We start from the raw sequence: 11,913 nt of genomic DNA on the forward strand, positions 1-11,913 counted from the left end.
ACTTAACCTTCAATAACCTTATAACAAGGAATGTAGGCGCTACCTGGAAGTTTCATGCGCTGCTGTTTAACAAAGGAACTTAGTAAGGTATCCATTAATGCCATCATTTCTTTGTCACCACTTATTTCAAATGGGCCATGCTCACGAATGGCTTTTATGCCGTTCGCTTTAACATTACCGGCGACAATACCAGAAAAAGCACGGCGTAAGTTTGCTGCTAAAGAGGCAATGTCTTGTTGGTAATGTAAATTTAATGACGCCATGTTGTCATGGTTAGGCTCAAATGGTTGTTGGAAGTCAGGCTCAATAACCAATGACCAATTAAAATGATATGAGTCGCCAGTATGTTTACGGTGGGCAACAACTTCTTCGGTGGTCGCTTTAAAGGTTTTTGCTACACGTTCCGGGTCATCAATAATGATTGTATAAAGTTGCTGGGCAGTTTCACCTAAGGTTGCGGCGATAAACTTATCTATTTGTGTAAAATACTCCGCACTTTCACTAGGTCCCGTTAAAATAATGGGTAACTTTTGTGATTGGTTTTGCGGATTTAGCATGATGCCTAAAATGTATAGCAACTCTTCTGCAGTACCAGCGCCACCAGGAAAAATAATAATACCATGTGACATTCTTACAAAAGCTTCTAAGCGCTTTTCAATATCTGGCATGATAACCAGTTCGTTAACAATTGGGTTTGGTGGTTCTGCGGCAATAATACTTGGCTCTGTTAGCCCAATATAGCGGCCTGAGATGTTTCTCTGCTTAGCGTGACCAAAGGTTGCACCTTTCATTGGGCCTTTCATAGCGCCAGGACCACAACCAGTGCAAATATTAAAACCACGTAAACCTAATTGATAGCCTACTTCTTTAGTATATTTATATTCGGTATTGTTGATTGAATGCCCACCCCAACAGGTAATTAAGTTAGGGGAGCTATCAGGAATAATGGCATTGGCATTACGTAATATATCAAAAGTAATATCTGTTGCACTATCGCTACATTCGATATTGTCATCATAGCGGTTACTAATAAATAAAATATCGCGTAATACTGCTGAAAGGTGTTCTTGAATACCTTTAATAATATCACCGTCAACAAAGGCATGTTCAGGTGGGTTATTTAAAGCAAGTTTTACGCCTCGTTCGCGACGCAATACTTGTATTTGAAAGTCGAGAAATTGTTGGTAAATATCTTCTGCATTGTCGGTATGGCTACCAGCGTTTAAAACTGCCAAGGAACAATTGCGGTAAAGATTATATAGCTTACTTGTGGCAGACTGCTGCAAATGATCGACTTCAGCTTGAGATAATAAATTCATATTACCAACAGGGTTTATTTGGGTATGCATAGCTCGATCTCCTCGATAATTATTTTTATCCGTAAATAACTCTATTTTTTCCGTCTTTTTTCGCTTGATATAAGGCGTCGTCGGCGCGCTCAAATGCTGAATGGACATTGTCGTCTTTATTCACTAATGAAACGCCAATAGATAAGGTGATACTGACTCGATTGTTTTTGAAGGTAAAAGGTAAGCTTGCCACTTTTTTACGTAAGACATTGAGCTTATTAACCACTGTGACTTTATCCATATCACTAAATACTAATACAAACTCCTCTCCACCATAACGACCAATAAAAGCATCTTTATTAATAACTTTCTTTAAGGTGTTAGCAATTACCTGTAGAGTTTTATCACCCGCAGTATGGCCATAGGTGTCATTAATGCGTTTAAAGTCATCTAAGTCGATAACGGCAATTGCCAAGTTAAATTTCTTATGGTGAAAGCGAACAATTTCTTTAGCAAAATGTTCGTCAAATGCAGCTCGGTTACCAAGTTTTGTTAAGGCGTCTTGTAAGCTCTTTGCTTGTTGCTCTTGAATACGTTTTTCAAAGCTTTGGCTTTGTAGCTCTAGTTGTTCAACTTGTGCAGACATACGAGTTAGTTTTTTCTCTAGCGTTTGTCTTTGCTGTTCTTCTAATTTTGTTTTCTTTTCTAAAGTCTTGGCAATATTTAATAGTTTATCGTTAACATCAACCTTCATATCTGTTAACGAGTTTGCGTCTTTAATACCTTCGCTCATTTCGCTTATTTTTTCATGAAGCTCTTTATTAATTTTATCGTGCTTAGTATTTGATGCCGCATTAGATTCTATAGTCGAGCTAACTGAAGCTTGCACTGTTGCTAGTGTTTCGCTAAGAGTAGATAAAAATATTTTGGCGTTGCTACGCTCATTTTTAACATCTTCAATAATGAGATCAAATACAGATAAGCATTTAGTCATTAATAGCTGATTTGAAATTTTATCGTTTAAACTGGATTTTATTTTCTTTATATCGGTTTTATGTTTTTCTGAAACAAGTAACGAATTTAAAATAGCGTTAAACCGCTCTAATATTTCTTTTGAGGCTTGTTGATCACCAACGTTTGTTTTAGCTTCTTCTGTTTCAGTATTAACTTTGTTAATTTTTTCAAGCGACACCGCGTTGTTTTGGTTCAATAAACCAACACTCGGGCCTTTATCTTTTGCTTTTAAAGCAGCGTCGTAAAAAGTAATGAATTCGCTCATTAAAGGCACATATTGAACCAATGAATCTTTACTTTCTTGTGAATTGCTAATGAGCTTTTTTAACTGTTGTTTTTCTTGTTTAGCTAAGCTGCTATTTTTTTGTAAACTGGCACCTGAAGATTGCAACTGTTCATGCATCTTAATGAGGTTTTTGTCATTCTGTACGGAATGTTGCTGTAACAAGGCGGAAATTGTTTTAATTTCTTTCTCTAGATCAGCAAAGCTTGTTGATTTTTTTAATGATGTGCGCAAGTTCGCAAGCTTGTTATCGAGTAACTTATCAATACCTTTACAGGCTTGTGATAGTTTACCAATAAACGTTGTTAACAATGCCGATTGAGCACTAAATTCTTCTTCTAATTCACTGCGAGCGTTAATAGCGGTATCAAGCTTTGATTTCAAGTGGCTGATTTTTTTTTCCGCAATAGTACTTTCGCCCATAAAAAACTCTTCCCTACAAAAGGTGTTCAATTGAAACGCGTTAATTTTTTAAATCAAAATAAGGTTTTAGCGTAAAATTTTAAAACCTAGTTACCTATACGCTAATAATAAACATAACCGCATAAAAAGCCAGCAGAAGTCACGAAACTTGTGCTGGTTGCTGAAATTCTGTGCAGTTATTTTCGTCTATTGGCGAATTGTGCGCAAATTTGGTGCTGTTGTTGCGTGTGAAGAACGAAATGGATTGATATCTAAGCCGCCACGCCTAGTATATCGTGCAAATATTGTTAGCTCATTAACTTGGCAAAATTTTTGAATATCACAGTAAATTCGTTCAACACATTGCTCATGAAACTCATTATGTTGTCGAAACGAAATTAAATACCTAAGTAAACTTTCATGAGATATTTTTTTACCGGAGTAATTAATGTAAACACTGGCCCAATCGGGCTGATTGGTGATTAAGCAGTTTGACTTAAGTAGATGACAAACTAACTGTTCAGAAACAGTTTCTTCATTCTGGTTAGTTGCTGATTTTAGTACTTCTGGCTCAAGGTTAAAACTTTCAATACTAATATCTAAGTCATCAATACAGATTGCTGAACTATTTTCAATTGCAAGTGCAGGACAGTCGTCGACAGCATAAAGCGATACTTTTGCATCGGCTCCAGCAATCGCTGATAAGTCTTTCGTTAACGTTTCTTGCACATTTTGCCATGATGCAAATTTACTTTGATTAAAGCTGTTTAAATACAGTTTGAAGGACTTTGATTCAATAATGTGACTGCTAGTACATGGGAAGCGAAATTCAGCAACGGCAACTATAGGTTTCCCTTTGCTGTTTAACCAAGACAATTCGTAGCCATACCACACGTCTTCACCATGAAAGGGTAAATTATCAGCTGTTAGCGATAAGCTGTCTCTATTTAAGCTTCTAGGTACACCTTGAAGTAAATTTGCGTTATATTGACTAATATAATCTGTTGTTTTTCCGAGCGTTAAGTTACTTAATTCTTTCGCGTTTTGATAAGTGCTCATTTTTTGGGTTTTATCTTCTTTGGTTGTGGCAGTGTAAATCTATATTTTCTTTATTTTATAGGAATTCATGGTTAGATGAAAATATCAAATGTCTCTTTGGCTGAAGCAATTTGGCTTTTTTCGCAAAATTATTTGCAAGCATATCAGCAAAAATTCCAACATTTACCTATTACTGAGCAAGATAAAAATTGGCCTTCACCTTGTGAGCAAGGCGTGCATCAGGAGCTTTATTCGTTATGGCAGCCTATTAAAATAACTGAAGCATTAACCTTTGATAACGTCGAATCGGCGTTAGAGCTGACATTACATAACGATATAAAAGAATATTTTACCAGTATTTTTTGTGATTCGTTGGATGCAAGTTGTACCGAAGGAGATTTATCGTTGTTATTCGCATGGAATCAAGATGATTTTTCGCGTTTGCAAGAAAATATTATCGGTCATATTTTAATGAAAACGAAATTAAAGCAGAAACTGACTGTTTTCTTTGCTGTTACGGATAACGAAGATCATATTATTTCTCTTGATAATGATAGCGGTGAGGTTTGGGTGGAAAAAGTAGGTTGTGAGCCACATAAAAAATTAGCAAATAATATTGCCGAGTTTATTGCGCAGCTTAGCCCTAAAATCCCACCAAGCGAGGTTAATGGATAAACGCGCTTTATAAATATTCTAAGTGAGTTGTGATGAAATTTTAGTTGCTTAGCTTGTTTTAAACAAATCTAAGCAACTGCTACTATTTCTCTGCAATCAACTGTTGTAACAAGGTCTTTATTTCCCGTAATTCAGTTTCTAATGGCGCTACTGCGTGAGCAATCATTTTTGTTAATTCGTCATGATTATAGTTTGTATCTACTGGCTCTGATACTGAGGGCTCTGCCTGCGGCGGCGCGATAAAGTCTGGCTCGTGCTGCCATGTTTTTAATATGGCAATAATTTGAGGCAACTGCGTTGGTTGACTTAATTTACTTTTTATTAAGGCTACACTCGGTGTTTTTCCTTGGTTAGCTAGTTTATTGGCAATGATGGAAATTTCGTCAGATATCGTCATAAAGGTTAACTCAAATGTTAAAGTAACAACATTTTAGCGAAAAATACTAACGGTGTCTTGTATTGTTTTCTTAGTATTTCTATTATTTGTAATTAATTCAATAGCTTGAAAACTTGGTTTGGCATTTGCTATCTAATATTCAAAACAATACTTCTATACTGAGAGAACAATAAAATGAAAAAATCACTATTAGCTTTAATCGTTGTGGCGCCGTTAACATTTGGTTTAACTGGCTGTGTTATTGCTGTTGGCGGAGAAGACGGCCATTCATTTAATTCAAATTTTGAAGATCGAGAGTACGAAAATAGAAAAAAAATAGCACGTATTCAATTAAACAGTGCTTTTTCTGCTGTTTCGCGTGAAATGGGAGTTGCTGACTTCAATGAAACTTATATGGATGATGATAAAACTATTAATGTTGTTTATTACCGTACCCATCGTTTACACAAAGATGGATTAACAACTAAAGATGAATGTACCAAATTGGTTTTTACAAATGATATTTTAACCGCCATTGAGCAAGGTCGTTAATTTACATTTAACATATTCTAGTTAAAAAAAGGGGCAATATCGGCTTTCGATATTGCCCCTTTTACCTCCCCTGAACTTTCACTTACCCAACTTCTGTCTCTTAACCATATGAATATTAATGGCGCTTTTTTTGCTGACCACGGTGTGAGCGTGCGCTGCTATTTCTTGTTTTATGACTCACTTTCGCGACAGTTCTTTTGCTGGTGCTTTTATAATTTCTTTTAACCGTTTTGTTTGCTTTTACATAATGCTTAGTTGACTGCTTATTTTTATAAACCTTGTGAGTTGATGGTCTTTTTTGAGTATTAAACTGTTTTACCACCTTATTTTTTTGGTTGCTCGCATTTGAATAATGTTTCTGTACTTTTTCACTGCGCTTAACCTTGTTGTTTGCGCTGTGGCGGTAGTTGTGTGCTTTTTGTGCTTTTTGCCCACGCCATTTTGAATCTTGATAAGGTTGGGTTTTATTTAGCGCATTTTTATGTCGAGTATGTTTGTTAACTTTAACCGCTTGATTAACTTTTAATTTATGACTTACCTTACGATGCAGTGCGCTAGAGTGCTTAACTTTATGTTTGTTTCTTTTAGCGATATGCAGCTTTTCTGATCTTGCTATTTTTTGTCGTTGTACACTAGGCGTATGGCTATGATATTTTTTTTGCATATGACTTGTGCGATATGCAACGCCTTTTCTATGGCGAGGGTTATGTTGCCACTTTTTTCCTTGATAGCTGGTCGAAATTCGCTTCTTACTGTGGTGTTTGTAATAGCGAGATTTATGACGGTGTACGACAACATGACGGTCGTGCCAGTGAACACTGCCAAAAAATAACCCTAATGTTAGATGAACTGGGTTATGCCAATAATAAGGCCCATGATGATAGGCATAATGGCGCGGAAAATGCCAATACACTGGTGGGTAATGTGTCCAACGCCAATGTCCGTAAACTACACGAGTATCGTAATACGGCACATAAATTACTTCGGGTCGTGTAGGCTCTATAATTATGGTTTTTGTTTCGCGAACAACTTTAACATTATTCATATTGTCGAGGTTTCCAGCTCGATCGGCCTGTTGTCGTAAAGATTGTACACTAGCTAAAACTTGCGCTTGGTCTTGTAAAAAAGCATCACCTAAATTACGCATCCAATGCAAATCGTTACTGAGTTTTTTGAGGATGTTTGGAAAGGGTAGAAGCGCTTTTACGCTGGCATCCCATTCTTTTTTCTCCGCAGCATCAGCTCGCTCTTGGTCGGAAAAGTGTTCATTTTTGGCGAGCCAGCGTTCAGCATCTACAACTTCAATTGGGTATGTGGCCGCAATTAGAATGTGACTAAGTAGTGCGTCAGGGTATAGTGCAATCGGGGCTAGCATCTGTGCTAACTCAGCTTCAGTAAATTGGCTAATACTTGTTGAGCTTTGTAATTCAGTGAGCTGGCTATCAGTTGTTGTGGTTATAGTGGCACTTTCAATTGCTAAACTTTGGGTAGCGGTTAACGACAGTGCTAATGCGCCAGTCAGTGAAACTATAATGTTAGTCATCGTATTTTTTAATTTTGGGGTTTGCATTTACGCTCTCCTTATTACGACCGATTTGAATAGTAAACCTTGTAACGACAGTGAATTTAGCTGGCGTTTATTATTACTTTTCAAGTGATGGACATAATAATACGCTTTGTAAACTGAATGGTCGCTGAACAGTTAGATTGCGGTGAGTTTTTATTTCTATTTCGGTTTGTCGTTAGGAATTATGGGCTTTATCAACTAACGTTTGGTATTGATAAGGAACTGAAGATAGCGAAGTTTGTTATACAGTTGATATTTTGTGTGTTGATTTGGCTTAGTTGGCAATAGGATTTAGATAATTAAAATCAATATAACAATGGTTACTTCGACAGTTCGACATTGTATGAGATGAAGCTAATAAGTGTTTTTTATAATGTTTGCTATAAAACGCTACTGCGGAAAGTTTAAGGTAAATTTTGCTCCAGCTAATGCCGTAGAGCTCTCTATCGAAATAGTCCCATGGTAACTATCAACTAAATCTCTAACAATTGCTAAGCCAATACCATGGCCATGTTGATAGGTGTCGGCACGTGTACCACGCTGTAAAATATCATCGCGTAATGACTTTTCGATACCGCAACCATCATCTTCTACAATAAATATAATGGCATTGTTTTCGGAAAATACATTAAGGGCAACTTTATTTTTGGCAGCTTTACAGGCGTTATCGAGTAAATTTCCTAACATTTCTAATAAATCTGATTCGTCACCCTTAAAATTGCAGTCTTGGGGAATATTATTGGTAAATGTTAATTGTTTTTCTTGATATATCTTGCTGAGACTACTAAATAATTTATCTGTAATTGGCGCAACTTGAGTTCCTAAATGCCAAGACGACTGACCCGCACTTTGTGCCTTTCGTAATTGGTGCTCAACCATGGCATTTATAATACCTAATTGCTCAATGGTAAGTTGAGAAAGCTGATGTTGGCTTTGAATAACAGCCAATGGTGTTTTTAAACTGTGAGCTAAGTCGGATAGAGCATTGCGATAACGTTGGCGTTGTTTTTGTTCTGCGCTTAGTAATAAGTTTAATTGCTCGGTTACTTGTGTCAGTTCAGTTGGGTAAAGTGCTTTTAAGCGTTCGGCATTGCCTTGTTCAACACTTTTCAATTCTGCTCTTAACACCTTTAATGGTTTTAGTGTCCAAAGTGACCATAAGTATTGAAACAGCAATAAAATTAGCATTAGACCAGCTAAACCTAATAACAGTTGATGATGAAATTCTGTCATCATTATAGCTAAATCAGTTTGTTGTTTAATTATGTGCAGCGTTATCGGGAAGGGATGTGCTTCACTGCCATAACTGACACTTAAGCTGTAAACAAAATGTTGTTTTTCATCTATTGTTGCCTGGTAAAATTTACTTTGTCCTAAAGCTGGTTGCTGAAAGTTATCACCTTGCCAATCAGAAAGTAGTGACTGAGAACTCCATAGTTTTTCTGTTTTGGCTTCAGAGTCTTTGCTATTTCTAGCAGAAGTAATGGCCGCATATAAGCCCGATTGGCTAACATTAAATTGAGTTTCGAGTAATTGTTCTGGCATGATCAGTTGATTGTCTTCAACTTCGACAATGGCAAGAATAGAATAAGAATAAGCAGAAAGCTCATTGTTGATACCTGCGACCATATGTTTTTCGTAGGCATTACTGATGATTAAACCAACCAATGGCAATAGCACAAATATCATCAGCAACGCGCTAAACAACACGCGGTTTTTTAAGGAATTAAAAGCGTTTTTAAGTTTTGTTAGCAATGGCTGTTACTCAATTAGTACAGGATAAAATTATTAGACTATTCTTTATCAAATTTTTTTAATAAATAACCTTGGCCACGTAGCGTTTCAATAAACTTAAATTTGTTGTCAGGGTCTAGTTTCTTACGAAGACGACGAATAAATACTTCTATAACGTTAGAGTCTAAGTCAAAGTCTTGATCATAAATATGCTCAGTTAACACTGCTTTTGATTTAACTTCTCCTAAGTGGTGCATTAGGTACTCAAACAGCTTGTATTCATAACTGCTCAGAGAAACTAAATTACTGTTAACATGTACTTGCATACTGGTAGTGTTGATAGAAAACGGACCATTTTCAATAATTGGGCTGGCTTTTCCGGCGCTACGTCTGATCAAAGCATTGAGCCTTGCAAGTAGCTCTTCAATATGAAATGGTTTCGTTAGGTAATCGTCTGCGCCTGCATCAAGGCCAGATACCTTGTCTTGCCAACTACCGCGCGCAGTAAGAATTAATATTGGGAAATTAAAGCCTTGTTCTCGCAAAGTTTTAATAATGCTTACACCGTCAAGCTTTGGTAAGCCTAAATCAATAATTGCGGCGTCGTACGGACATTCTTGACCTTGAAATAAACCAGATTCACCGTCACTGGCAACATCAACACTGTATTTTGCAGTTGTTAAATGGTTTTTTATTTGACTTTGTAGGTTCTCGTCGTCTTCAATCAATAATATCCGCATGTACTAATGTCCTGATACTCGGCCAGATTTGGCGTCTACATTTACAGAAATTACATGACCATTTTTTTTCAGTAATTTCACTCGGTAACTTGGTTTGTTTTTTGAACCACTACTATTTACCTTTAACACTTTGCCGCCATATTTACTTTTTACAATACGGGCTGCTTGTTGAGCGCTAATTGCTTTTGATTGCTGAGACTTAGCATATTTACTAGGGACAATTCTTAAGGTATCACTAGTTGCCTCAAGCGAAGCGAACGTTGGCGCTGCCGTGAGTAAACTAATAATACTGATAATAAGTAATTGTTTTTTCATTGTTACACCTGATCAAACTGTATTGTTACCCAGTGTAAAATATTGGCTGAGGTAATCCAAGTCAGGGCTAATTTAAATTAGTTAAGCTGAACAGATACTGAACATAAGTTAATTGATGTCACTACGAAAATTATTGCTAACTTATTTCATTTTGTTCAGCAAAGGTTCATGCACTTTACGATTAAATAACTTCATTCTTTAACTTCTTCCTAATGTGAGAATGCAGATATGTTTAATAAAATAAAAATTAGTGTTGTGATAATGATGTTTGCCGTTAGTTATTCAAGTTTGGCATATACTTCGAATGGAACTGATGAACTTCCAACAAAAGAAAATCATTCTCTTGCTGGCTATAAGCATGAGCTAACTAATGACACTTTATCCGTGCTGGAAAAATTGCCTGACTCAGACTTAACCGTTAGAACGGCAAAATATCAAGGCATGCAGCGAGATGCAGTTAAAACCACCCGTGCCATTGCAGCCAAGAAAAGTCGTACGGCGCAAGCTGGTCCGGCAGAGACTAACAGTGCGGTTAGCTTACACCATAGTTTTGCTATCTATCAGGGCTATAGTGAGCTACTGACTGATATCGATGCTGATGGTTACTACCAAACTTTTAGTGTTAGCTTTGATGCCGACGTGCTTTCCCCGATTATTGGCGAACAAGCAAGAGTTTATGCTGACTTATATTTGAGTAAAAATGGTGGCCCGTGGGTACTGTATTTTTCAACTGATGATTTTATTATTACCGGAGAGCGTACCGATGATGAGTTTGAAGTTATCACACGATTAGATTCAGGTTATGCTCCGGACCATTACGATGTGCTGATAGATTTATATGAGGTTGGTTATAGCGATGTTGTTACAAGTTATAGCTCTGATGATACCAATGCCTTATATGCCTTACCGTTAGAAAGTGCTGATTATGATCCTGAATATGTTGAAGTTATTCATTATGATGAACATGGTGGTAGCGTAGCGTGGGGGATCGTTTTGCTGTTATTTGTCTTTATCGGTCGTCGAAGGTCATTTACTGCTTAACCTAGCTTCAGTGATTACTGACTCTTCTCGTTTAACGTGGCTGTTGCTGTTGCAACAGCCACTTTCTATTGGGCGGTTATCCATAAAAAATGTATAGAATAATTTGGTAGCTTAGCGCTTGTATAGAGAATAATTTGACCTGATTTCTAAAATACTGATATGGTGAAGCGATAAAAATAATAATAAATCGAAATCATTTATGAGGGAATTTAGATGTCATCAGCAGTCATTGACGAAACGAATGTCGATATAAAAGCAGCCTATTTATCCGCAGAAGACTTGCGCCTAGCAGCGTCTTTATTATACCAAGCTTACCATGATGATCCGGTTTTTTTAGAGATTTTCTCTGCTGAAAAAAGCGACTACGAACAAAGATTGCGGGCATCAATTCGTGAAGAGTTAAATGCGTTTTGGCATGCAAAACAACCAATGATTGGGCTTTACTTAGGTGAAACTATGGTTGGTGTTGCCTGTTTAAATAACCCTGAAGAAGGGGTTAGTTCTGAACGTTTTTGGCATTGGCGTTTAAAAATGTTACTTGGTGCTGGTTATTTTAGTACTAAGCAAATGATAGAAAAAGAAAAGGTCGTATTGGCGTCGGTACCTTTGAAAAAGTTTCATATGTTGTCATTTATTGCTATACACCCGCTGCATCAGCATCACGGTTTTGGTCATTACTTAATGGCGGCTGTAAATACTATTTTAACCGAGCATAAAGACAGTGAAGGGGTAGCGGTTTATGCGACTAGCAAGAAATACAAAGCCTTTTTTAATGATGTAAATTATCAGTTTATTAAAGAGGTTGATGTTGGTAACGTTTCCGGCTCTTTGATGGTTTATTATCGTGATAGCGACAACAATGATAATGAATAACGCAGATATAATAA

Annotated in this window: 12 protein-coding genes; 4 read left to right on the forward strand and 8 right to left on the reverse strand. The window is 36.8% G+C overall.

What is annotated here, in order from left to right; genetic code table 11:
* Positions 1–2 precede the first annotated feature (2 nt).
* The 3 genes from ppnN to queF form a co-directional block, all read right to left on the reverse strand.
* Positions 3–1,349 (reverse strand): nucleotide 5'-monophosphate nucleosidase PpnN, encoded by a 1,347-nt coding sequence (ppnN, locus tag AC27E9_RS09795; RefSeq protein WP_487129651.1) that lies wholly within the window; start codon positions 1,347–1,349, stop codon positions 3–5.
* 25 nt (positions 1,350–1,374) lie between these two features.
* The gene (locus AC27E9_RS09800) at positions 1,375–3,009 is read right to left on the reverse strand and encodes a GGDEF domain-containing protein (protein ID WP_487129653.1); all 1,635 of its coding nucleotides are present in this window, start codon (positions 3,007–3,009) and stop codon (positions 1,375–1,377) included.
* A gap of 186 nt (positions 3,010–3,195) precedes the next feature.
* Entirely contained in the window at positions 3,196–4,047 is an 852-nt protein-coding gene (gene queF / locus AC27E9_RS09805; protein WP_487129655.1) for an NADPH-dependent 7-cyano-7-deazaguanine reductase QueF, read from the reverse strand.
* 75 nt (positions 4,048–4,122) lie between these two features.
* Between queF and syd the strand changes: the two genes are divergently transcribed.
* Positions 4,123–4,701 (forward strand): SecY-interacting protein, encoded by a 579-nt coding sequence (syd, locus tag AC27E9_RS09810; protein WP_487129657.1) that lies wholly within the window; start codon positions 4,123–4,125, stop codon positions 4,699–4,701.
* Between the two features lie 82 nt (positions 4,702–4,783).
* Here the strand turns inward: syd and AC27E9_RS09815 are convergent, their stop codons facing one another.
* Positions 4,784–5,098, reverse strand: coding sequence for a hypothetical protein (locus AC27E9_RS09815; RefSeq protein ID WP_487129659.1), 315 nt, complete (start codon positions 5,096–5,098; stop codon positions 4,784–4,786).
* A 174-nt stretch (positions 5,099–5,272) separates the two neighbouring features.
* On the opposite strand from AC27E9_RS09815, the gene AC27E9_RS09820 reads away from it, so the two are divergent.
* The gene (locus AC27E9_RS09820; RefSeq protein ID WP_487129661.1) at positions 5,273–5,629 is read left to right on the forward strand and encodes a DUF3192 domain-containing protein; all 357 of its coding nucleotides are present in this window, start codon (positions 5,273–5,275) and stop codon (positions 5,627–5,629) included.
* A gap of 115 nt (positions 5,630–5,744) precedes the next feature.
* On the opposite strand, the gene AC27E9_RS09825 is transcribed toward AC27E9_RS09820, so the two are convergent.
* From AC27E9_RS09825 to AC27E9_RS09840, 4 genes are all read right to left on the reverse strand, one after another.
* Complete coding sequence (locus tag AC27E9_RS09825; protein ID WP_487129663.1) at positions 5,745–7,199, reverse strand: DUF3300 domain-containing protein; 1,455 nt, start codon at positions 7,197–7,199, stop codon at positions 5,745–5,747.
* A 387-nt stretch (positions 7,200–7,586) separates the two neighbouring features.
* On the reverse strand, positions 7,587–8,885 hold the full coding sequence (locus tag AC27E9_RS09830) for an ATP-binding protein (protein ID WP_487129665.1): 1,299 nt from the start codon (positions 8,883–8,885) through the stop codon (positions 7,587–7,589).
* 104 nt (positions 8,886–8,989) lie between these two features.
* A complete protein-coding gene (locus tag AC27E9_RS09835) occupies positions 8,990–9,670 on the reverse strand; it encodes a response regulator transcription factor (protein WP_487129667.1) in 681 nt (226 codons plus the stop codon).
* A 3-nt stretch (positions 9,671–9,673) separates the two neighbouring features.
* On the reverse strand, positions 9,674–9,985 hold the full coding sequence (locus AC27E9_RS09840; RefSeq protein ID WP_487129669.1) for a PepSY domain-containing protein: 312 nt from the start codon (positions 9,983–9,985) through the stop codon (positions 9,674–9,676).
* A 228-nt stretch (positions 9,986–10,213) separates the two neighbouring features.
* Between AC27E9_RS09840 and AC27E9_RS09845 the strand changes: the two genes are divergently transcribed.
* Positions 10,214–11,026 (forward strand): choice-of-anchor H family protein, encoded by an 813-nt coding sequence (locus tag AC27E9_RS09845; RefSeq protein WP_487129671.1) that lies wholly within the window; start codon positions 10,214–10,216, stop codon positions 11,024–11,026.
* Between the two features lie 213 nt (positions 11,027–11,239).
* Positions 11,240–11,899, forward strand: coding sequence for a GNAT family N-acetyltransferase (locus tag AC27E9_RS09850; protein WP_487129672.1), 660 nt, complete (start codon positions 11,240–11,242; stop codon positions 11,897–11,899).
* Positions 11,900–11,913: the final 14 nt, after the last annotated feature.

The sequence above is a fragment of the Colwellia meonggei genome, from assembly GCF_057537295.1.